Source organism: Alteromonas sp. PRIM-21, assembly GCF_027563165.1.
Classification (GTDB): domain Bacteria; phylum Pseudomonadota; class Gammaproteobacteria; order Enterobacterales; family Alteromonadaceae; genus Alteromonas; species Alteromonas macleodii_A.
In genome coordinates this window covers 339503-361637 of the sequence record NZ_JADOEK010000002.1, presented here as the reverse complement: position 1 = coordinate 361637, position 22135 = coordinate 339503, and the positions used below count along the sequence as shown (strand labels likewise).

Below are 22135 nucleotides of genomic sequence, written 5' to 3'. Positions count from 1 at the left end.
CCGCTTATCTAAGTTTGAGGGTAGCTAAACCCACTAAAACTAAAATGATTGAAATGATCCAAAAACGCACGATAACCCGCGGCTCTGGCCAGCCCTTCAATTCATAATGGTGGTGAATAGGCGCCATGCGGAAAATACGCTGACCACGCAATTTGTAAGAACCTACCTGAAGAATGACCGACAGGGTTTCCATAACAAAAACGCCACCCATGATAATCAACACCAGTTCCTGACGTACTAGTACTGCAAGCACGCCTAATGTGCCGCCTAGTGCTAGTGAGCCAACATCGCCCATAAATACTTGTGCTGGATACGTGTTAAACCATAAGAAACCTAGTCCTGCACCAACCATGGCGGTGCACACAATTACCAGTTCACTGGTGAGCGGAATATGGGGAATGTTCAGGTATTCGGCAAAGTTCGCATTACCTGTTACATAAGCAAATATGGCAAATGCGCCTGCCACTAAAATGGTGGGCACTATGGCGAGTCCGTCCAGTCCATCAGTAAGGTTTACCGCATTACTGGTGCCTACAATGGCAAAATAAGTAATGATGATGTAAAAGGCCCCTAACTGCGGAAACACCTCTTTGAAGAAAGGTACCAGTAGCGAGGTTTCAGCACTTATCGTTGCGCTGCTGTATAAATAGAATGCAACGCCTAATGCAACTACCGATTGCCAGAAGTACTTCCAGCGCGCGATAAGCCCTTTCGAATCTTTGCGGATTACTTTTCTATAATCGTCAACAAATCCGATAATACCGTAGGCCACAACCACAGTTAGGGTTACCAGCACATAGCGATTAGTCAGGTCAGCCCAAAGCAGACCACTTACTACAATGGCCGCAAGGATCAGCAACCCGCCCATGGTGGGTGTACCGGATTTCGATAGATGGCTTTGCGGGCCATCGTCACGTACGGTTTGACCAATTTGCATACGCTGCAAATAACGAATCATCTTAGGGCCAATAAGAATGGCAATAAGTAACGCGGTCAGGGTGCTTAAAATTGCACGAAGAGTAAGGTATGAAAATACGTTAAACCCTGAATCAAATTGTGTAAGCCAGTCGGCTAGCCAAATTAACATGCTATTCGCTCCCGACGGCTATCGTGCTTTCCCAGCGCAGAGGCCTCTACCGCCTCTACCACGCGTTCCATTTTTGAACTGCGTGAACCTTTAACTAAAATTGAAATATCGCGCTGCTGCACTAACAAATCACTCTCCATTGCGGCCAACAAACTTTCAACATCGCTGAAATGACCACCGTTTTCATTAAACACAGCACTCGCTGATTGACTCAAAACACCCATGGTATACAGGTAATTAATTCCTTTTTGTTTAGCGTATTCCCCTACCTGCTCGTGGTAGAAACGCGCTTTTTCGCCCAACTCTTTCATGTCGCCTAGCACAAGCACGCGAATGCCTGAAAAGCTGCTTAGCGTATCGATTGCTGCATTAACAGACGCTACGTTGGCGTTGTAGGTGTCATCTAATAGGCGAACTTGTTCGGTAAGTTGTTTCACATTGAGCCGCCCACTAACCTGTTGCATTGCTAACAGGCCGTCTCGCACATTTTCCAATGTGGCGCCAACTTGTAGTGTTAGCGCAGCAGCAACAAGAGCATTCCCCACGTTGTGAACGCCTGGAATTGTTAGCTGAATAGACATTTCACCGTGAGGGCAAACCAAATGGAATGCGGCGCATCCATCTAATCCAATGGTGATATCTTCTGCTCTAAAGTCGGCATTATTTTTCTGCTGCGGGGAAAACGTAAGCGTTTTAGTCTGTTTAAGTTTGCCTTGCCAAAATTCGGCAAACTGACTGTCGACATTGACTACTGCCACACCGTCACTGCCTAAACCTTTAAAAATTTCACTTTTGGCGCGCGCCACACCTAGCAAACTTCCAAAGCCTTCTAGATGAGAAGCGGCAGCGTTTACGATAGTCGCTACGTCCGGCTTAACAAGGTTCGTGGTATAGGCGATTTCGCCAATGTGATTTGCGCCTAACTCCATCACTGCATATTCATGCTGTGGCTTAAGGCGTAGAAGGGTCAGTGGTACACCGATATCGTTATTGAAATTTCCATTTGTGGCTAATACGTTGCCTCGTCGGGTCAAAATAGCCGCGCACATTTCCTTTACGGTGGTTTTACCACTGCTTCCGGTGATGGCAATGGTTTTTGGTGCCACATGTGCTTTTACGGCAGCACCTAACAGACCAAGCGCTTCTTTGGTATCTTCAACCATGATGACAGGTAACGAGGTCGCTACGTCTTCACTGGCTATAACCGCGCTTGCTCCGGCTTTTTCTGCCGTTGAGACAAAATCGTGGCCGTTAAAATTCGGGCCTTTCAAGGCTAGATACACTGCGCCATCTTCAAGGGTGCGGGTATCGGTACTTACCGCCGACACTTCAACGTCAGCAGCACCGTTTAATAATTTTCCGTTAACCTTTTCGGCTATCCATGACAGCGTTGTTGTTATCATTTGCTGTACTCCTGTTGCAGTCGCGCCACAACTGCACGTTCGTTATAGTTAGTCTTTTTGTCACCGATAATTTGGTAATCTTCATGGCCTTTTCCAGCCACAATGATGATGTCGCTTTCATGCCCATGCTCAAGGCAGTGGCGAATAGCTTGCTCGCGGTCGGGGATAGACACTGCCAGCTCAGAGTTTTTTAAGCCCGCAATGATGTCCTTAGCAATAGACTCAGGGCTTTCGCTTCTGCTGTTGTCGGTGGTGATCACAATAGCGTCAGCGCCTGACTCAGCAGCCTGACCCATTAGTGGTCGCTTACCTTTATCACGGTCGCCACCACAACCAAACACACACCATACTTTGCCCGCGGTGTGGAATTTGGCGCTTAGCAGCACTTTTTCTAGTGCATCTGGCGTGTGCGCGTAGTCCACCACCACGTTAGCAGCACCTGTTACCGGGAAGACTTCCATTCGGCCAGGCACGGGCGTTAGCGCATTTACCGCGTTAACCACGTCATCAAAACGCTCACCTTCAGCGAGTAACGTACTTATAGCACTCAATACATTACTGATATTGAACTTTCCGAATAGTGGCAATGATATAGCTGCGCTTCCCCACGAACTCACCAGTTCAAAGCTACATCCACCTGCATGATAAGAAGCATTTGTGGCGAAACAATGGCGACTTTGTGGATTGTTATGTTTGCACAAGAACTCACTTTCACCGCTCCCATCCAGACCACTTTCATCTATACTTGTCCAGACGCGTGTAATCGTCTTATCTGCTGCACCATCCCACTTCTTACTTTCATCGTCGTTAGCGTTTAACACTACAACTTTCAAACCCGGCTGTTGAAGTAGCAAGCGCTTGGCTCTCCCATACTCTTCCATTGTGCCGTGATAATCTAAGTGGTCACGAGTAAGATTGGTGAAAACAGCGATATCGGTTTTTACTGTACCAAGACGTCCTTGAACCAATGCGTGAGAACTTGCTTCAAAGGCCGTATGGCGCACTTCGCTTTGCACAAAGTCTGCCAATAAATATTGCATACGTATGGCATCGGGGGTTGTGTTTGCCGCAGGCGTGTTAGACCACTGGGTTTCGTCGCCTTCAAACACACTACTTCCCAAGGTTCCTATGCTTGCGCTACGTGTACCCAATGCATCCTTAAGCTGGGTAAGCACTTGAACTGTAGAGGTTTTTCCGTTAGTCCCTGTTACTGCTACCGTCGTCATTTTTTGTGCCGGGTAATCATAGAACGCAGCAGACAACGCAGAGAGCATTTGTGGTAGTTCATATAGCGAAATGATGACGCTGTGGTCGCGCATTTCCATTTGACCATGGGCACTACTGTCTTCAGTTTGCGCCAGAATTACACGGGCCCCTAAACTTATTGCCTGCGGTATAAATTCGCGACCATCGCGTTCATGCCCTTTAACTGCAACAAACGCTAAGCGAGTATTCACTTCACGGCTATCCAACGTCAAACCTTCAATGCGAATATCGGGGGCATCTATTCCAAATTTTGCTAACAAGGCTTTAATACTTTGAATAAAGGCACTAACTACCACTTTGACCTCCCATCAATAAGCGACTTGAAGTAACCTGCTTGTCATCTGGCGTCACGTTAAGCATATGCAGTGCACCACCCATAATTGACGAAAATACAGGTGCTGCGGTATCACCTGCGTGATACAAATCGCCGCCGGGTTCATTGATCAGCACGATAGTTACTAGCCTTGGGTCAGACACTGGTGCAATACCGGCGAAAATGTTCACGTACTCTTCCCCGTACCCGCCAGCTACCGCTTTGCGGCTTGTCCCTGTTTTACCTGCTACGCGATAACCTGGAACTGCAGCTTTGGTTGCCGTGCCGCCCCGCTGGGTTACGCTTTCCATCATTTGAACAATGGCTTTAGCGTTTTCTTCGCTGATCACACGCTCTGATTGAGCTTGCCACGAAGGTTGCTCTGGCGATTTAATGATATTAAGAGGAGTTTTAACGCCGCCGTTTGCCAATGTAGCGTAAAGACGTCCTAGCTGTGCTGTAGTTACAGAGATACCGTACCCAAATGACAGTGTGGCTAACTCAAATTCAGACCAGCGGCTACGCTCATGGAAAATACCACTGCTCTCGCCTGCCATGTTAAGCCCTGTATCACTCATAAGGCCCATGTTGTAGTAGGTATCAAGCAAAAACTGTTTAGGAACAGACAACGCCAGTTTCGATGTGCCCATGTTCGAGGAATGCTGAATAATTTCTTCTAGCGTTAGCTCGCCATAGTTGCGGGAGTCTTTTACTAGACTGCCGCCCAAACGCATCCAACCCGGGTGGGTATTTACTGAATCTTCAGGTTCAACTTCACCAAATTCTAATGCAGTAAGTACGGCCAGAGGCTTCAGTGCTGAGCCCGGCTCAAATGCGTCGGTAATAACACGGTTACGCATTCTGTGCGCAGACAATTTGCTTCTGTCGTTCGGGTTGAAGGAAGGTGCATTAACCATTGCCAATACGTCGCCGGTTTTTACATCAATAACAATGGCTGAAGCCGAACTTGATTGATAATAAATCATGGCTTCTTTAATTTCTTTGTAGGCTAGAGCCTGAATACGCTGGTCGATGGTCAGCTGCAGGTCACCTGCTTTTTCACCCGACTTAGTCTCTAAAATTTCAACCTGGCGGCCTTTCGCATCGCGGCGTATTTTACGAGAGCCAGGGGTGCCCGTTAGCCACTCGTTATACATACGCTCTAAGCCTTCAACACCGTTGTCATCCACATCGGTAACGCCAATTAACTGTGCTGAAACTTCACCCGTAGGGTAGTAGCGTCGGCTTTCGCGACGAAGATAGATACCTGGGATATCAAGCTTATCAACGTATTCTGCCATGGCGGGCGACACCTGACGCTGCAAATAAACAAAACGGCGCTTGGGGTTGGCCACTTTTTCTTTCAGTTCATTTACGTCTTGACGCAGAACATCCGCTAGCGCTTCCCAGCGTCGCTCTTCTTTAAAACCTTCATTTTCATGAATAATTTTGGGGTCTGCATAAATGGCGCGAACAGGAACACTTACCGCCAGTTCAACACCGTTTCTGTCGGTGATAAGGCCGCGGTAGGTCGGCATATCTCGGGTTCTAAGTGTGCGGTTATCGCCTTGTTGAATAAGCTCATCAGGTTCGATAACTTGAATGTAAGCTGCGCGTGCGGCTAATACGCCAAACACTAGCATGATTACCACAAGTACAACCACAAAACGCCAGTGCACCAGGCTCGGCGTTACATTTTGTTTTGCGCCGGTCTTTTTGCGCTTACGAGAAAGTGCAGATGTACTCATTTTAGCCTCACCACTACTTCATCGTCTGCCGTGGCACGGTACATTTCTAACTGCTTTTCAACCAAGTTTTCTATGCGATTGTGCTCAGTTAACGCCCGTTGTTCGAGCACGAGGTTACGCCACTCAACATCGAGCTCGTCTTTCTCTTGCATTAGGTCTTCAAGGGCAATCACTTGCTGCCTATTGTGATGACTACTAAGGGTCACAGCCATAGCACTTGTGATAACCATTAAATACAACAAAACCCGCAACTTGTTGCGGGTCAAATCTGAAACAATAATGAGCAGTAATTTGAAATTAGTGCTGGCCTTGTCTGGTATGGCTTTGGTCATAACTTTTCTGCCACACGTAATACCGAACTGCGGGAGCGAACGTTGTTCGCAATCTCCTGTTCTGAAGGTTTTATTGCTTTACCCAGCGCTTTAAGCACTTTATCTGCATCTATTTCAGCTTGGGTTATCGGTAAATTGTGCGGTACAACTTTCCCTTTACTTTGATCCTTAATAAAGCGCTTTACTAAGCGGTCTTCTAACGAGTGAAATGAAATAACGGCTAATCGACCTTCTTTTGCTAACACTTGTGTGGCAGCTTTAAGACCCACGCGAAGTTGCTCTAACTCAGCATTGATATAAATGCGGATACCCTGGAATGCACGGGTTGCAGGGTGTTTGAATTTGTCTTTTACAGGTACGGCTTCATCGATGATTTTGGCAAGCTGTGCAGTACGCGTAATAGGTGTATCTTTACGTGTGTTAACAATAGCGTGAGCAATGCGCTTGCCGAACTTTTCTTCGCCAAACTCTTTAATGACCTGTGTAATATCTTGCTCTTCTGCGCTAGCCAGCCAGTCGGCAGCACTTTGACCGCGAGACGTGTCCATGCGCATATCCAGCGGGCCGTCGCGCAGGAAGCTAAAACCCCGTTCAGCATCGTCAAGTTGAGGTGACGATACGCCTAAGTCCATCAACACACCGTCAATCTTGCCAGTTAATCCTAGCGCCTCGATTTCTTCTGCCATATCTCCAAACGGTGAGTGGATAATGCTAAAGCGCTTGTCATCGGCAAAGCGTTCAGCCGCTTTAATCGCTTGTGGGTCACGGTCAAAGGCGATAAGACGCCCGTTGTCACCTAGAGCCTTTAAAATATGTGCTGAATGCCCGCCACGTCCAAACGTAGCATCGATATAAATGCCGTCAGGTTTAATCGCCAGCGCTTCAATGCATTCGTCAAGCAATACTGAAATATGTTTAAATTCGCTAGACTGCGTCATAGAGAAAAGTCCTGTAATCGTTCGGTAAGTTCAAATTCGCCTTTGCGTTCGGTGTCTATATCAGCTTCAACTTGTTGTGCCCAAATATCGGCATCCCAAATTTCGAATTTGTTTAACTGACCAACTAACATGACTTCTTTTGAGAGTTTTGCGAAACTTCGCAGTGGAGTAGGAATAAGAATACGTCCGCTTTTATCCATCTCACCTTCTGAAGCATAACCTAGTAGCAATCGCTGCAAGCGACGCTCGGCTGGGATCATGCTTGAAAGTTTAGAGAGTTTTAGCTCAATCTCTTCCCATTCGGGAAGTGGGTAAAGTAGCAAACAACTTTGTTGTGTATCGACTGTGCAGACCAGTTGTCCCTGACAATCATCCAGCAGCGACTGACGATACTTCGTCGGTATAGCCAGTCTGCCTTTTGTATCCAGATTGATTGCGTTAGCGCCGCGGAACATTCCCCTAGCCTTTTATTATTTGCTCTTGGTTTTCTTGTTTTTTGAGTACTAATCTGCAAAGTGATGATGATTTGATCCACAATTCGCCACATTTACCCACTGAGTTACAGTTTAGGTACCAATGATCCCCACTGTCAAGTAGAAAAAAGGCGTGAAAGCCGCATAAACACTGGGTTTAAACTGGTTGGATATACAGTGTTTTGAGGAAGTGTATGATTAGGCGCGTAAAAAAGATTAAAAAATATTCAGGTGGGTGAAATTAAACTTACAATTTATCGATGAATGGCTGTTTTTATCTGAATGGAATGCGCTTGATAACTTAAAAGCGATTTATATGAATAAATGAACTACCAACCGAAGTTGATAGTTCATTGTTAATAGTTACTAGTTATCAATAGCTGTTGGCTAAACTACGTTAAAAACGGTAAGAAGCGGTGAGCGACGCTACGTCGCTTTCGATATCGCTATCAATATCTGTTTCATAGCTTGCCGCTACTGAGAATTGCTCATTCACCCAGTAATCTAAAGCCACCCCTACAGTTTTTAAGTTGTCAAAACCGTCTGGCGCATTGGTATAGCTATAGCTGCCTTGAACGCTTAGACCTGGGCTAAAGAAGTATCGCGCACTTCCAGATAATACATCAACATCATCGGCAATATATTGGGCGGCGAAGTCCCAACCAGTTCCCCCGTTACCTACTGTGGTATAGCGCGTAAAAACTAGAGGTGAAGTTTCATTCTCACTTTCGCTGTAGCTATTTGTACCGTCATTAATTTCATAACTGGCGCGCTGATAAATTAGACCTGCGCCTATTTGCCATTGACGTGACAAGTTAAACCCTACTTTTAAATCGATATTGGTGTAATCCTCATCACCAAAGTCATCGTCAAATTTACTGTGTGCGCCTTCGATGGCTAGCATCCACGTATCGTCGATGTAGAAAGTTGTACCTAAGTTAAACACGTCGATACCGTCTAAATTAGCGTACCCACCAGACAGACTTGATACGCGCTGTAAATAAGGATTAATAAGGTAAGCGCCGCTATTGCCACTCACCTCATCAAGGTAGCGCACATATCTAGCACCGTAGAGGTTGTCATCTACCCCTTCAAGATCGACCGCGGTTACTTGTACTTCGTTTTGTGTAGCTGCATGTGCCAGTGAGACTGAAAATACTGAAGCCGTAATAAGTGAAAGTGCGGTTAGCGTTGTTGAAAGTTTATTAGATTTGATGTTCATGTCTTTTGTCCTTAAAAAATGTGTTGGGAACGACGTGTAATAACACTACGCATAAGATAAGGCATTAAAACTTAACGGATTCTGAACGAAACATGACGAAAACTGAACATAGTGTTTAGACATAAAAAAACCCGCGACGAAATCGCGGGTTTTTACATTTAAGTTTGAAGCGCGTTTACGCGCTTGGCGCTGCTTCTTCTGCTTTAACAGCAGAAAGCTGCATGTTGCGAATTGGGTTGTCTGTATCGTTTGAAAGCTCAACAAGACGATTAAGCTGACCAACTGACATCATTACCGCATAGATTGCACCTAGGAAGCCTTGTTTATGTAGTTCAAGTACTTGCTCTTCAGGTAGCTCAAGAAGTTTCTTCTCGTTAATGCTCATCATGCCTGTAACATTGCGCTGCTTACCGTCTTGGTAAGTAAGGCGAATTTGAATTGGATCAAGTAGGTCTAGCTCAACAACTTTCGCTACAAAACGCTGTGTTAGCATTTCGCTATTCGCTAGGTCTGCTAGGAACTTCTGACGGCTATCAAGGAACTCGCTTGCTTCACCAGCTTCAGTGAATAGAGCTTGGCCTTCATCAGAAATAAGGTCAGAGTTTTCATCAATGTAAACGCCAAGCTTGTCGCCGTCTGGACGTACGTCAAACGGATAGCGAAGGATGTTCATTGGAACGTGAGGACCTTTCCAGCTATCGCCAGTTAGGAAAAGGTTTTGACCTTGCTCCATACCAAGCATAGTCACAACATGGTGGCGCTTAGACGTAGTGTCTTCAATGAACACTAGCGGCATTGTCGCAGCCAGTTGTGCAAATTCACGGATAGTTGCTGCTGCAAGGTGTGTGTTTTTCGCAAAGCTGAAAGATGTGTTTACCGCAACCTTTAGGTCTTTATGCTTTTCTTTATCTAGCGGTACAAAATTAATAGCCATATTTATTTCTCATACTTGTTAGCTGTGGCCCCGGCTTAATTATGTGAGAAGAGCGGGTGCCACTAAAAAATTACGTCGGCCGCGCTGATGCATATTTGACATCGATAATAAGCGGAGCGCTTGGGAGTATCCCGTATTCGCGCAATGAAGTCACGCAGTCTTCACCATAACAAGTTTTAAATTTTTATTGCAATGTAAACTTGAGGTAAACAAGCACAAGCGCTCTAAAAATGAGCAATATCGACTAATTTAAGGATTCACGAGATCAATTTGAAGTAAATGCGTAGCAAGTAAAAGCCTATTGTCGCGGTGTGCATTATCCTTTAGTCTCGTAGTGCTATTAAGTTAGCGGTTGTTGACCTAAGCGATAAAAACAAAATAAGGATTTTCTATGAAGGGGCGCTTTCCACTTTCACCTTGCGCATTAATTATCTCTGCGCTTTTTATGTCACACTCTGTCATTGCTGACACCCCCACGTATTCAGCATCTGAAAAAGCTATAAAGATTGCACAAGAAACCATAATTGTAGATGGCCATATTGATGTTCCTTATCGCGTTAAGGAAAAGTGGGTAGACGTTACCAAAGCCACCGAGGGCGGAGACTTTGATTATCCGCGCGCAGTATCTGGCGGCCTGAACGCCCCTTTTATGAGTATTTATGTACCTGCCAGTTTGGACAATTCGCCTGAATCAACCCAACTTGCTCATGAACTCATTGACTCGGTGGAAGCCATTGTTGCCCGCGCACCGAATAAATTTGCCATTGCGAAAAGCCCTTCTGAGGTAAAAGCCCAATTTGAAAAGGGGCTAATTTCACTGCCAATGGGGATGGAAAATGGTTCGCCTATTCAAGGAGATTTGGCAAATTTAGCGGCATTTTACGAGCGTGGGATCCGTTATATTACCCTTGCGCACAGCCAGGCTAATCACATCTCTGACTCTTCGTACGATCTGCGTAGAAAATGGAAAGGCTTAAGCCCGTTTGGCAAAGACTTAGTAGGCGAAATGAATAATATCGGTATCATGTTAGATATTTCTCATGTTTCTGATGACGCTTTTTATCAGGTTATCGAGCTAACAAAAGTACCTGTCATTGCATCGCACTCTTCTCTGCGCCGCTTCACACCTGGTTTTGAGCGCAACATGAACGACGACATGATTAAAAAGCTCGGCGAAAATGGCGGGGTGATCATGATTAACTTTGGTTCTAGCTTTGTCTCTAAAGAAGCAGGCAAGTGGCGCCGCGGTCTTACCGCCGCACGTAAAGCATTGATTGAAAAAGAAGGCGAAGATAGCCCTAAGCTAGAGAACTTCGAAGAAAGCTACCGTGAAAAAGTACCTTACCCTTATTCAACGCTAGATGAAGTGCTTGACCATATTGACCACGTGGTAAAGCTAATTGGTGTTGAACATGTGGGCATAGGCTCAGACTACGACGGCGTAGGTGACTCACTACCCATTGGGCTTAAAGACGTGGCGAGCTTTCCAAACTTAGTGCAAGGGCTGCTCGATAGAGGCTATAGCCGTACCGACATTGAAAAGATATTAAGTGGTAACCTTTTACGCGTTTGGCAGCAGGTAGAAGACTATGCGGAAGGTTATTCGGAAGATCACTCGGCAGCGCATTAATCGCCTCACGTTTTAGGAATAAGTGCTGGGGAAGCGTGTGCTCGCCTCCCCATGCTTTTTATACTCTTATTGAACTTTCTTTTCTGTTACGCTTTACGTGAAACCATTAGGTAGTACGCACATGGTAAAACAAAAAGCGTTAATACTAGGGCACTCGCCATACCGCCTACCATAGGTGCGGCTATTCGCTGCATTACCTCGCTACCTGTTCCGGTTGCATAAAGCACCGGCAGTAGGCCAGCAATGATAGAAAGCGATGTCATCATGACAGGGCGAAGTCTTGCCGAGGCTGCTTTAACAATAGCATTTTTAACAAGTTCAACGTTTTTAGTGGCTTTATTTTTTGGAGTAGACTTCGCGAAAACTTCCGATACATATTGGTTTAAATACACCAACATGATAACGCCTATTTCCACTGCTACACCGGCAAGAGCAATAAATCCAACCCCTACCGCAACTGATAAATTGAAGTCGAGAAAGTAAAGCAACCATACACTGCCCACCAGCGCCAACGGCAAAGTAGCAAGTATAAGTGCCACATCGCGAAGGCGTTTAAACGCTAGATAAAGTAAGAGGCAGATAATGGCTAAGGTTAACGGTATAACTACCAACAGTTTTGCTTTTGCGCGTTCCAGATAAGCAAACTGCCCTGCCCACGTGATTGAGTAGCCAGCAGGCAAATCGAGGTGCTCTGACAAATAGCGTTTCGCACTATCTACATAGCCCCCTAAGTCAATGCCTGTGGCTGAGTTTGACGAGATATCAACATACACCCACCCATTTAATCGGGCGTTTTCGCTTTTAATTCCGGCCGGCCCCTCGTCAATAAGCACATTTGCGACATCTCCAAGGGTAATGTGAACACCGCTTGGCGTGACGAAAGGCATGGATGCTAAAGATTCAGGGGTATCGCGGTAGTGCTGTAAAAAGCGCATGGTGATAGGAAAACGCTCACGCCCTTCCACCGACTGTGTTACCACTTTACCGCCCACTGCCGAAGCTAGAATACTGTGAACATCGTCTATATTCATGCCGTAGCGCGCAGCCAGTTTTCTGTCGATATCGATATTCACGTAACGACCACCAACCACCCGCTCAGCGTATACTGATGCTGTATTGGGTAGGTCTTTAAGCAGTATCTCAATATCCTTTCCAATAGCTTCAATGCCTGCTAAGTCAGGCCCCGCAATCTTGATCCCAACAGGTGTTTTTATCCCGGTTGCTAACATGTCGATGCGGGTTTTAATTGGCATGACCCAGGCATTGGTCAGCCCAGGGAACTGAACCAGGGCGTTAAGCTCTTCTTTGAGCTTTTCTGTGGTCATGCCGTTCCTCCACTGAGCTTTAGGTTTAAGCTGAATGAAGGTTTCAATCATGGTCAGTGGCGCAGGGTCAGTAGCTGTATCTGCACGCCCGATTTTCCCGAATACCGTTTTAACCTCTGGCAGGGTGGCAATGAGTTTATCCGTTTGTTGCAAAAGCTCTCTGGCTTTACCCACTGAAATACTTGGATAGGTAGTAGGCATATACATCAAATCGCCTTCGTCCAATTCAGGCATAAATTCACTACCTAAATGACTTAACGGCCAGTACGTAGATAGTAATAAGCAAAATGCACCCACCAAAGTGAGGAGCGGGTAATTAAGCAATCGTATCAGCAATGGTTGATACACACGCTCTAACACTCGGTTTACCGGGTTTTCCGATTCAGAGCGTATTTTACCCCGTACGAAGTAGCCCGCCAGCACAGGAACCAAGGTAATAGCCAGCGCAGCAGCTGCTGCCATGGCATAGGTTTTGGTAAAGGCAAGAGGCGCAAAAAGACGCCCTTCTTGTGCTTCTAACGCAAAAACAGGAATAAATGATACGGTTATAATAAGAAGCGCAAAAAATAATGCTGGGCCAACTTCGGTTGTCGACTTAATCACCAATTCCCATCGTTTGGCTGCTGAAAGCGGGGTTGATGTTGGTCCAGATATTATAGATGTTCGTGGTTGTTCACTCACTGCCCCGCTTTGACTTGCTGAAGCGCCCTGACTTGCTGAATCCCTTTGACTCGCTGAGGCTCCCTTACTTGATGAGGCAGCATGCTGATGAATATGCTTGTGTAAATTTTCAACCACCACAATGGCGCCATCCACCATTGCACCAATAGCGATGGCAATACCACCTAAAGACATGATGTTGGCATTAAGTCCCTGCAGCTTCATTACGATAAAGGCGGTGAGAATACCGATGGGTAAACTGATCATTGCCACCATTGAAGAACGTAAGTGGAACAAAAAGATTGCGCATACCACACCTACCACTAATAGCTCTTCAAGAAGCTTATCGGAGAGGGTATCGATAGCGTTATCGATTAATGTCGAACGGTCGTAAACCGGAACAATATTCACGCCTTCAGGCAAACTCGCTTTAAGCGTATTCAATTTAGCTTTGACCGCATCAATAGTGGCTTTCGCGTTTTCGCCGTAGCGCATTACAATGATGCCGCCAACGGTTTCCCCTTTTCCGTTTAGCTCGGCAATACCGCGGCGCATTATCGGACTTTCTACAACTTGGGCCACATCATTAATCGTTATACTTACCCCATCTTTAATAACGCCTGTTGGCAAGGCCCGTATATCGTCTATGCCCTGAATGTAGCTTTGCGCAGTGACCATATACTCGGCTTCCGCCATTTCGATAACCGAAGCGCCAGAGGCGCGGTTACCCCGCTGAAGGGCAATTTCAATCATTGAAGGCTGAATGTTATAAGCACGCAGCTTTTCGGGGTCGACGACAACTTGATACTGCTTAACCATTCCCCCTACGCTAGCCACTTCAGATACGCCTTCAACCGACTGAAGCTCAAACTTTAAGAACCAGTCTTGCAGTGCTCTTAATTCTCCCGCATCCAGCGCATTGGGCTGAATAGCATCGTTTTCCAAGGCATAAATGTAGACCCAGCCTACTCCAGTGGCATCTGGACCTAGTTGAGGTATAACGCCTTCTGGTAGTTGGGAGGAAGCCTGGCTTAGGTATTCCAATACTCTGCTTCGCGCCCAGTACATGTCCGTATCATCATCGAAAATGACATAAACGTACGCGTCGCCAAAGAACGAATATCCGCGCACCGTTTGTGCTCCGGGCACAGACATAAGTGCTGATGTAAGTGGAAAGGTCACTTGATCTTCGACCACTTGTGGCGACTGGCCCGGATAGCTGACTTTCACAATAACTTGGACATCGGACAAATCAGGGATAGCATCCACAGGCGTGTTTTTCACCGCCCAGATCCCTGAGATACTGAGCATAATGGCGCTCAACAGCACCAAAATTCTATTGTTTACCGACCAACGGATTACCGATTCAATCATGGTGCATATGCTCCTTTTGACTTATCGATTTATGCTCCATCGATTTATGCTCCATCGACTTATGATCCATTGCTTCATGTTTTATCGATTTATGGTTAACTGATTTATGAACTTTCCTATCATTATCATGATTTTTAGGGGCTTGGTTTTGGGGCTCATGTAGCAGGTGTTCGCTACCTTTCTGTTCGTGATGGCTATGTGCGGAGCCTTGCATCATATCTTCGCCCACTTTATGGCTCATATCTTTACGCATATCGATAACGGTAAATGGGTCGCCTGTCACAAAGGTAAAAACGATATCGTCGCCTTCTTTGAATTTAGATACGTCAATATGCTTTGAAACTGCAAAAGACATGGTCGCAGGGCCTCGATTCCACTTTTCTATGGGGCCACGAGCAATAACTACTTCTGCATTGTTTTCACTCTCGCTTGCCTTGCTTTTAACGGGTAGTTCGATTGATTCAATGGTACCCGTTGTCGTAGCCTGGTGATCGGGCGCTTCCATTCGCTCAAAGTCACTACTTTTCGAAGACTCGGAATCAATCAAGAATTGTGCTGATACCACAACATTATCCTCAGGCAGCAAACCTTTTATAACTTCAAAGTGCGTACTATCACTTTGCCCCAGTTTTACGCGTACCGATTTAAAATTGCCGTTACCATCACTCAACACCACCTTTGCGCCTTTAGACGTGCGAATAACCGCGCTACGCGGCACTAGTAGAGCGGGCTTGCGCTGCACAGGTTTCAGCGAAACCTGCGTGAACATATTAGGCTTTAATGTGTGGTTCTCATTAGCCAAGGGAATGCGTACCTTCAAGGTTCGCGTGACCTCTGATAAAGAGGGATAAATATACTCAACGTGACTTTCCCAGTTCGCCGCTGAAGCATGTGTCATTTCGTCAAGGGTGACCACAGCGCGGTCATGTGGCGCAATGATTCGCGCATACTTTTCAGGTACCTCAGCAATGACCCACACAGTATCTAGCTGTGCGATGCTCATTAGCGTCGTCCCGGGCTGAACGTAAAAACCTTCACGAATATTTAGCGCCTCCACAACACCACTTTGTGGCGCATTAAAGGTTACCGTTTGCGCAACCTGCCTGCTTTTTTTCAGGTCATCGATGGTGCGCTGCGACATACCTAATGTTTTAAGACGTTCAGCGGCCCCAGATATTAAGCGGGAGGCTCCTCGTTTTAATGCTAAAACGTATTCTTCTTGTGCACTTACCAGTTCTGGGGAGTATAAAGTGTAAAGCGCCTGGCCTTTTTCGACTTGCTCGCCTTGAGACTTAATAAACAGCCTATCGACCCAACCCGATACCCTGGGGTGAATGTGCACAATACTATCTTCATCATAAGCTACATTGCCTACCGCTGTTACGGTCTGTTGAAGCGAGCCAATGCTAACAGAGGCAACTTTAACCCCCATATTGTGCTGTACATTTGGTGGGATCATTACCATACCCGGCGTACGAGCATCTGCTTGCATAGAGGTTTTCGTGTCAGAAGCGTATACCGGCACTAAATCCATTCCCATCGGTGACTTTCCCGGTTCATCCCGGCGATAGCTGTCATCCATGGGCGCTACCCAATATAAAGGTTTTTCCTCGTCGCTAACGGCGCTGTCTTTATTGTCTAACGCCGCAGAAATAGACGCGCTAGACGGCAATAGCCTGGCTAGGCCAAAAGCAAACAGGCCGCCAACTAGCAAGCCTATTAGCAAACCTTTCGCAAGCGGACTATTAAAAACAGCGCTTTTTGTTTGGGTGTTGGAGTTTGATGAAGTCGTCATATTTACTGCTCTCTCTGCGAAAGGTAGGCGTTAGATGGCAAGTACAAATAAGCAAGCGAAGTCAGGGTTTTGGCCCGCTCGACCTCAATTTTAAGCAGACCTTCTTGCACTTCTACTTGCTTCAGGTTGGCATTAACAACATCATCGATATCGCCAGTGTCTGTGGTATAAGCTGTCAGCTCAGCTTCAGAAAGCTGTTGTACTTCGCCAATTAACGCTGTTTCGTAAAATGCTTTCCTCTCACTTAATCCCGATAGCCGTGATTTAAGCATTTCTGCCTTTGCCGCAAGCTCATTTACTTTTAATCTAAAGTCGGTCTCAGACGCATTCATCCTAGAAGCCGCCGCTGAAATTGAAGCGTCTTGGCGGGATTTATTGAAAAACGGAAGATCGACCTGAACACCCAAAGACACAAAATCAGCGCGGCTTGCACCGTTTTGAGCATCTTGCCTGTATCCATAACTAGCTTCGAAGGCCCACTGAGATTTAGTTTGCTCTCTAGCTATATTTAAATTTTGCGTTTCTATTTCGGTTTGAAACTGAAGTAGCATAGCCTCGGGGTGATGCTGTAATATTGAAAAAGGCTCGCTGCTGTCAATGAAGACTAAAAGTGCATCAAGGCTTGTGCTGCTGCGATTTAAAATAACATCTAGTTCTAAAAACGGCTTAACTGACAGTGACTTTGGTTCTGACTTTGATAGCGCCAGTGGCACACTAACGGCTTCATCTAAAGGCGCACCCAACCATTTTGAAAGTACTGCTTTTGCTTCATTCTCTTGCTGATAAGCCTGCATGTATTTATCGTCTAACGATAACAGAGCTAAGCGTACCTGAAGTACGTCCTTCTGAGCCGCCGCAACGACACCTTGGCTGTATCTGGAGTCAGTAAAATCGAGAAGCTGTGTTAGTAGGGCTCTTTCTTGGTCTAATAATACGATGCGACGAGCAGCGTAAACCCAATCTAACCAAGCAAGAGTGACTTCACGTTCAAGCCACGCCTTTCTGGCTTGGCTCTCTATCGACATTTTGCTGGCCATAACCCGATATTTTTTCTGGCTGTACTTATTTTCATTGCCTCTTGGCAGTTGCTGTTTCAAACCTACTTTAAATTGCGTCATAGGCTCCTGGTCTAGCGCAAAACCATCGGTAGGAAGATTTTGTACTGACGCCGAAATTTGTGGGTTTTCCCAATATGTCGAAGCCTCAGCTTCTGCGTGAAAGCCTTGTTTACGAAGTTCGTTCCCTTTAAGTAAAGGATCGTGCTGAATAGCTAGCTCGAGCGCTTGTTCAAGACTCAAAGACTGCGCTTTGGCAGGCTTAACAAACAAAAAGACAAAAGAAAGTATGAACATTAAGGCGAAAGCAGCGCTTATTTTATAAAGCGTCTTACCACGTTCACTTTCATTATTAGATACCAGATAGTAGGTCATGGTTTACATCACTTTTCGGTTGTAATACGCGCTCAAGCAGCTGAACTTTTGCGGTGTTTCAGGCTTAGTACGTATCACATAGACAAAACTCAAAGGCACTTTCAATCGAAGCAATGACGTCTTAGATAAAGTACACCTGTTCAGCGAAACACGTCCGCTAGATAGATCTATGCTGTGAAAAGTGATTTGGGTGGGCGAAACTGCCCAAAATGAAGGAAGGTACGCTGCCCTGTAACAGGTGCAGCTGCAGCCATTCTCGCTACCGTTATTTCAGTCTCGACGGTAGGCTGTATAAGCGCAGTTGCGCTAAGGTTAAAGCAATGGTCGGTAGGGCAATTACATTCATCCATGCAGCAAGACATGTCGGTCATTTCACCGCTATGGCCACTATGGGATGCAACGCCCTCCATTGTACTTGAATGGATTTCAGCGCTTTTTGCGCTCTCTGTATTCTTTGCAGTCACTGCGATCATAGCGATAACAGCACTTTCAACACGAACCGTGTGCTCGGCATTTTCAGTACCTATGCGTGCATTGTGTGGTGACATATCGTGATGTTGGCAGTGCGTGTTTTCAAGCTCAGGTGATGCTGTCGGATTTTCGGAGTCTGAGTGTATAGCAACAGATGTGCTAGTCGCGGCGTTGTAATTCACACCAGATAATTGAGCAGTATTACGTGATACAGACTTCATGGCAACGTCGGTCATTGAGTGATCATGCGTTGATGTATGACCAACAGACACAGCGTTACCTGATGACACTAGAGCCATCATTAAAAACAGTATAAAAGCCAACGTACTCATGTTGGTAGGTCTATACCGTTTGTGGGTGAATCGAAGTTGGAACCTGATCAATTACTATACTCTAGCCGTTGCTGTATCGACTTAAAATTCGCTCAAATAATAGCGTGATGTTACCGAGCAGTAAAGCCAACGGCGTGTACATCACGCTTACTTAGTTATTTAAATTGCGACAGGTAATCCCGCAGCATTAAGCTCATAGTGGAGAATAGCGGGTTTGCTTTTGGTACTGCACATTCTTCCTGCTGATTCACCATGTTTGCATTGAAATTCATTTTATTCAGTAAACTCGTATTTACCACAAGGTCGGCGTGACACAAATTGTACGACTCATCGATAACAAAAAAGGTATTCGGACCTTTACTTGCTTCCATTAACTGCTCTATTCCGAGAATTGGCGTGGTTACATCAGCTTGAGAATGAGCGGCAAACAGGGGCACTTCCACCTGCTGCCCTTCTTCGACTTTGTCGCGAATGGTGTTAATTAAGTCCATCAATTCCAACCCAGCTAATCCCGCCACGTTAGGGTATTTATAAGGGTTAGGACCATGGGTTTGATAACTTCCATCAATGATTCTAGCTAAAAGTTTAATTCCCCAAATGCGAGACATGCTCTCTGCATTGTCAGACAATGCCAGCGCGCCAGAAAACAACATTAAACCGTCGATGTTGTTTACATCATTATTAGCTCCATCAAGATAGTGCTCAACCGCCAGTGCACCACCTGTAGAAAAACCGCCCACAAGTAGAGTGTCACCCATGCTATCAGCCAATTTAATGACTTCATCAACGTGTGACTGCCAGCGCTCTGCTAAATTCCAGTCAGACATATCATCATTGGCGTCGCGTTTACCATGCCCAGGTAGGAGCGGCACGACTACGGTAAAACCCTGTTCAAATAATATGTTGGCGATTTCACGCATGAAGAAAGGCGAATCGCTTAGGCCGTGGATAAGAACTGCCACCTTGCTGCTTGATTTGTTATTCAGCATAAAAGGGGCATTGCCTTCATTACGCAATACGTTGCTGCAAACAGAAAAGCGATTGAGTGCTGTTTCTCTACACGGCTGGGTTTGACCCCATTCTTTTTCGTAAAATGCTTTGAACTGATTTTGAAGATCTGAAAAACTTCTGCTTTTCATTTCGCTAGTATCGGGTATAGATAAATTAGCGGCTATAGCCATATTTGCACCTAAAAGCGCAACAATACCTACAAGCATTTTTACAAAAAACTTCGATGACACCATTATTCTCCGCTACGGATAATTAATAAAAAACGGGAGCAGTTTACCATGCTCCCGTTTTTTGTATCGATTAAAACCTACGACGTATTAGCTAAAGTACGCCTCTAGATCGTCAGAACCACCGATGTGCTTACCGCCAATAAACACCTGTGGAACGGTTTCGCGACCACTAATCGCTGTTAAGCTTGTTAGAGAGGCATCTTTGCCCAACACAATTTCTTCGTATTCATAGCCCTTTTCATCTAGCAACTGTTTAGCTTTAGCGCAGAAAGGGCAGCCAGGTTTTGTGATAACAGACACAGGCGCATTAGTTTGCTCTTCTGGCGCGATGTAAGCCAGCATAGTATCTGCATCTGACACTTCAAACGGGTCACCTGGAACATCTGGCTCGATAAACATCTTGTCCACAACGCCATCTTTCACAAGCATCGAGTAACGCCAGCTTCTTTTTCCAAAGCCTAGCTCCGCTTTATCTACCAGCATGCCCATGCCGTGGGTAAATTCACCATTGCCATCTGGGATTACCGTTATGTTTGAGGCTTCTTGGTCAGCTGCCCATGCGTTCATAACAAAAGTATCGTTTACTGAAATGCACACTATGTTGTCGATACCGTGCTTAGCGAATTTTTTTGCTAATGCGTTATAACGCGGTAAATGCGTGGACGAGCAAGTTGGTGTAAATGCACCAGGTAAAGAGAATACCACTACGTTTTTGCCAGAAAATAATTCATCTGTCGTTTTCGTCACCCATGCATCACCCTCCCGACATGGAAACGATACACTTGGTACTTGTTGGCCTTCTTTGGAAGTGAAGCGACTTTCTGACATAACAACCTCTTATCGGTAATTTCTACTGTAAATGTTCATTTAAGAGTAGAAGACTAGAATGAGTCCAGTCACAAATCAATAGGTATTATCTTACATTCGTTAATATCGATTTTGATGCTGAAGCTCGCTTCTAGCCTGCCTATGCTTTTAGTCGAGGTTTGGGAGAGTCATGTTATCAATGACGGCTTCCTCAACGCTCAACATTTTAACGTAAGCGATATTCGAGGGTTATCACCATGATTATTTTAGTTGGTGGAGAAAAAGGCGGTAGCGGAAAAAGCTGCTTGGCACAGAACATTGCAGTGTATCTTCGCACTGAAAAAGGTGCCAAGGTATTGATGGTAGATTGTGACCCGCAGCGAACGACCTCAGACTGGATCCAAGAGCGAAAAGCAAACCCTCGTCTTGCTGAAATTAACTGCGTTCAATTATACGGCAAAATACGTAACGAATTACTCAGTCTACGACAGTATTATGATTACGTAGTGATCGATTGTGGTGGTCAAGATAACCTTGCCTTGCGCTCATCAATGGCGGTTGCTGATCACATACTGATTCCACTTAGACCTAAGCGTCGTGACCTTAAAACCGTGCCTCATATGGAAGATATATTGTCGACTTGTAAAATGGTCAACCCAAAAATGAACGCGGCTTTTGTCATTACACAATGCCCTTCGCTTCCTAGCCTAGCTAACCGCATTTTAGAGGCAAAAGAAGTGTGTCGTTCATTCGGCATCCCTGTTTTAAACGCTGTCACTTTCAGTAGAAACATGTATGACGACTCTGAAGAGTCAGGGCAATCGGTGATTGAGAGTGAACCTGAAGGCAAAGCCGCTACGGAAATAAGAACACTGTTTGAAGAGCTATTAGCTGGCAAATCGGAGGATGCTTATGAGTTTGCTCAACCTCAAAAAGTCGAAGCCGTTAGCTAAACCCAATCTTCGTTCGATAGAAGATTTTATCGATGATGCGCTGCTTTATGCGCAAGGCAAAGTTGATAAACAAGAAGAACAAGGAAGAAAAGGTTGCGTTGAAACCGTAAACAGGCAGAGCGTTGCACCAATAAGAAAACCGGCGAAAACGGAAGGTATGCGTCACGCTACCTTTACCTTAACGCCGCAGTGTATTGAAAAGCTTGCAGATATTGCTCATAGAACAGGAAAAGCAAAGTCAGCGCTTATTCGCGAGTGGATTGAAGAAAATAGCAAAATTAAAACTAAAGTATAAATCCAAATACGTATAAGATTCGTTTTATCCTTCAAAATAATAAAGTTGCTAGGCCGAAGGCCTATTGAGATACTTAGTATTTAGCGTATTCTGACAGCGTATAGGA

The 22135-nt window shown here is 45.5% G+C and carries 18 protein-coding genes; 3 read left to right on the top strand and 15 right to left on the bottom strand.

Features of this window, described 5'->3' with window-relative positions; all coding sequences use genetic code 11:
* Positions 1-4: 4 nt before the first annotated feature.
* The 9 genes from mraY to IW644_RS05905 all read right to left on the bottom strand — a co-directional run bounded on the left by mraY (position 5) and on the right by IW644_RS05905 (position 9716).
* Positions 5-1087 (bottom strand): phospho-N-acetylmuramoyl-pentapeptide-transferase, encoded by a 1083-nt coding sequence (gene mraY / locus IW644_RS05945; RefSeq protein WP_269916826.1) that lies wholly within the window; start codon positions 1085-1087, stop codon positions 5-7.
* Entirely contained in the window at positions 1081-2490 is a 1410-nt protein-coding gene (locus IW644_RS05940) for a UDP-N-acetylmuramoyl-tripeptide--D-alanyl-D-alanine ligase (protein ID WP_269916825.1), read from the bottom strand. The genes mraY and IW644_RS05940 overlap by 7 nt, the downstream gene beginning before the upstream one ends.
* Positions 2487-4052, bottom strand: a complete 1566-nt coding sequence (locus IW644_RS05935; protein ID WP_269916824.1) for a UDP-N-acetylmuramoyl-L-alanyl-D-glutamate--2,6-diaminopimelate ligase — start codon at positions 4050-4052, stop codon at positions 2487-2489. Before IW644_RS05935 ends, IW644_RS05940 begins: the two co-directional genes overlap by 4 nt.
* Entirely contained in the window at positions 4042-5817 is a 1776-nt protein-coding gene (locus IW644_RS05930) for a peptidoglycan D,D-transpeptidase FtsI family protein (protein WP_269916823.1), read from the bottom strand. Before IW644_RS05930 ends, IW644_RS05935 begins: the two co-directional genes overlap by 11 nt.
* The gene (ftsL, locus tag IW644_RS05925; RefSeq protein WP_118492788.1) at positions 5814-6149 is read right to left on the bottom strand and encodes a cell division protein FtsL; all 336 of its coding nucleotides are present in this window, start codon (positions 6147-6149) and stop codon (positions 5814-5816) included. Before ftsL ends, IW644_RS05930 begins: the two co-directional genes overlap by 4 nt.
* Positions 6146-7087, bottom strand: coding sequence for a 16S rRNA (cytosine(1402)-N(4))-methyltransferase RsmH (gene rsmH / locus IW644_RS05920; protein WP_269916822.1), 942 nt, complete (start codon positions 7085-7087; stop codon positions 6146-6148). The genes ftsL and rsmH overlap by 4 nt, the downstream gene beginning before the upstream one ends.
* Positions 7084-7542 (bottom strand): division/cell wall cluster transcriptional repressor MraZ, encoded by a 459-nt coding sequence (gene mraZ, locus IW644_RS05915; RefSeq protein ID WP_024016783.1) that lies wholly within the window; start codon positions 7540-7542, stop codon positions 7084-7086. The genes rsmH and mraZ overlap by 4 nt, the downstream gene beginning before the upstream one ends.
* A gap of 415 nt (positions 7543-7957) precedes the next feature.
* Positions 7958-8782, bottom strand: a complete 825-nt coding sequence (locus IW644_RS05910) for a putative porin (protein WP_269916821.1) — start codon at positions 8780-8782, stop codon at positions 7958-7960.
* A gap of 175 nt (positions 8783-8957) precedes the next feature.
* On the bottom strand, positions 8958-9716 hold the full coding sequence (locus IW644_RS05905) for a SapC family protein (RefSeq protein WP_179984279.1): 759 nt from the start codon (positions 9714-9716) through the stop codon (positions 8958-8960).
* 391 nt (positions 9717-10107) lie between these two features.
* Between IW644_RS05905 and IW644_RS05900 the strand changes: the two genes are divergently transcribed.
* Complete coding sequence (locus tag IW644_RS05900) at positions 10108-11346, top strand: dipeptidase (RefSeq protein ID WP_269916820.1); 1239 nt, start codon at positions 10108-10110, stop codon at positions 11344-11346.
* Positions 11347-11432: 86 nt separating this feature from the next.
* Here IW644_RS05900 and IW644_RS05895 read toward each other — a convergent pair whose 3' ends face one another.
* The 6 genes from IW644_RS05895 to IW644_RS05870 form a co-directional block, all read right to left on the bottom strand.
* Positions 11433-14705, bottom strand: a complete 3273-nt coding sequence (locus IW644_RS05895; RefSeq protein ID WP_269916819.1) for an efflux RND transporter permease subunit — start codon at positions 14703-14705, stop codon at positions 11433-11435.
* The gene (locus tag IW644_RS05890; RefSeq protein WP_269916818.1) at positions 14698-16500 is read right to left on the bottom strand and encodes an efflux RND transporter periplasmic adaptor subunit; all 1803 of its coding nucleotides are present in this window, start codon (positions 16498-16500) and stop codon (positions 14698-14700) included. Before IW644_RS05890 ends, IW644_RS05895 begins: the two co-directional genes overlap by 8 nt.
* Before the next feature lie 2 nt (positions 16501-16502).
* Positions 16503-17930 carry a TolC family protein gene (locus IW644_RS05885; protein ID WP_269916817.1) on the bottom strand — a complete coding sequence of 476 codons (1428 nt, stop codon included), beginning with the start codon at positions 17928-17930 and terminating at the stop codon, positions 16503-16505.
* A 167-nt stretch (positions 17931-18097) separates the two neighbouring features.
* Complete coding sequence (locus IW644_RS05880; RefSeq protein WP_269916816.1) at positions 18098-18733, bottom strand: hypothetical protein; 636 nt, start codon at positions 18731-18733, stop codon at positions 18098-18100.
* Between the two features lie 155 nt (positions 18734-18888).
* Positions 18889-19977, bottom strand: a complete 1089-nt coding sequence (locus IW644_RS05875; protein WP_269916815.1) for an alpha/beta hydrolase — start codon at positions 19975-19977, stop codon at positions 18889-18891.
* An 84-nt stretch (positions 19978-20061) separates the two neighbouring features.
* The gene (locus tag IW644_RS05870) at positions 20062-20802 is read right to left on the bottom strand and encodes a glutathione peroxidase (protein ID WP_269916814.1); all 741 of its coding nucleotides are present in this window, start codon (positions 20800-20802) and stop codon (positions 20062-20064) included.
* Positions 20803-21038: 236 nt separating this feature from the next.
* Here IW644_RS05870 and IW644_RS05865 point away from each other — a divergent pair, with 236 nt between their 5' ends.
* Positions 21039-21734, top strand: coding sequence for an AAA family ATPase (locus IW644_RS05865; protein WP_269916813.1), 696 nt, complete (start codon positions 21039-21041; stop codon positions 21732-21734).
* Complete coding sequence (locus tag IW644_RS05860; protein WP_269916812.1) at positions 21694-22029, top strand: replication protein RepA; 336 nt, start codon at positions 21694-21696, stop codon at positions 22027-22029. The genes IW644_RS05865 and IW644_RS05860 overlap by 41 nt, the downstream gene beginning before the upstream one ends.
* Positions 22030-22135: the final 106 nt, after the last annotated feature.

Coding starts and splice junctions, on each gene's coding strand:
- mraY (WP_269916826.1), bottom strand. CDS start 1,087: ATGTTAATTTGGCTAGCCGACTGGCTTACACAATTTGATTCAGGGTTT.
- IW644_RS05940 (WP_269916825.1), bottom strand. CDS start 2,490: ATGATAACAACAACGCTGTCATGGATAGCCGAAAAGGTTAACGGAAAA.
- IW644_RS05930 (WP_269916823.1), bottom strand. CDS start 5,817: ATGAGTACATCTGCACTTTCTCGTAAGCGCAAAAAGACCGGCGCAAAA.
- ftsL (WP_118492788.1), bottom strand. CDS start 6,149: ATGACCAAAGCCATACCAGACAAGGCCAGCACTAATTTCAAATTACTG.
- rsmH (WP_269916822.1), bottom strand. CDS start 7,087: ATGACGCAGTCTAGCGAATTTAAACATATTTCAGTATTGCTTGACGAA.
- mraZ (WP_024016783.1), bottom strand. CDS start 7,542: ATGTTCCGCGGCGCTAACGCAATCAATCTGGATACAAAAGGCAGACTG.
- IW644_RS05910 (WP_269916821.1), bottom strand. CDS start 8,782: ATGAACATCAAATCTAATAAACTTTCAACAACGCTAACCGCACTTTCA.
- IW644_RS05905 (WP_179984279.1), bottom strand. CDS start 9,716: ATGGCTATTAATTTTGTACCGCTAGATAAAGAAAAGCATAAAGACCTA.
- IW644_RS05900 (WP_269916820.1), top strand. CDS start 10,108: ATGAAGGGGCGCTTTCCACTTTCACCTTGCGCATTAATTATCTCTGCG.
- IW644_RS05895 (WP_269916819.1), bottom strand. CDS start 14,705: ATGATTGAATCGGTAATCCGTTGGTCGGTAAACAATAGAATTTTGGTG.
- IW644_RS05890 (WP_269916818.1), bottom strand. CDS start 16,500: ATGACGACTTCATCAAACTCCAACACCCAAACAAAAAGCGCTGTTTTT.
- IW644_RS05885 (WP_269916817.1), bottom strand. CDS start 17,930: ATGACCTACTATCTGGTATCTAATAATGAAAGTGAACGTGGTAAGACG.
- IW644_RS05880 (WP_269916816.1), bottom strand. CDS start 18,733: ATGAGTACGTTGGCTTTTATACTGTTTTTAATGATGGCTCTAGTGTCA.
- IW644_RS05875 (WP_269916815.1), bottom strand. CDS start 19,977: ATGGTGTCATCGAAGTTTTTTGTAAAAATGCTTGTAGGTATTGTTGCG.
- IW644_RS05870 (WP_269916814.1), bottom strand. CDS start 20,802: ATGTCAGAAAGTCGCTTCACTTCCAAAGAAGGCCAACAAGTACCAAGT.
- IW644_RS05865 (WP_269916813.1), top strand. CDS start 21,039: ATGATTATTTTAGTTGGTGGAGAAAAAGGCGGTAGCGGAAAAAGCTGC.
- IW644_RS05860 (WP_269916812.1), top strand. CDS start 21,694: ATGAGTTTGCTCAACCTCAAAAAGTCGAAGCCGTTAGCTAAACCCAAT.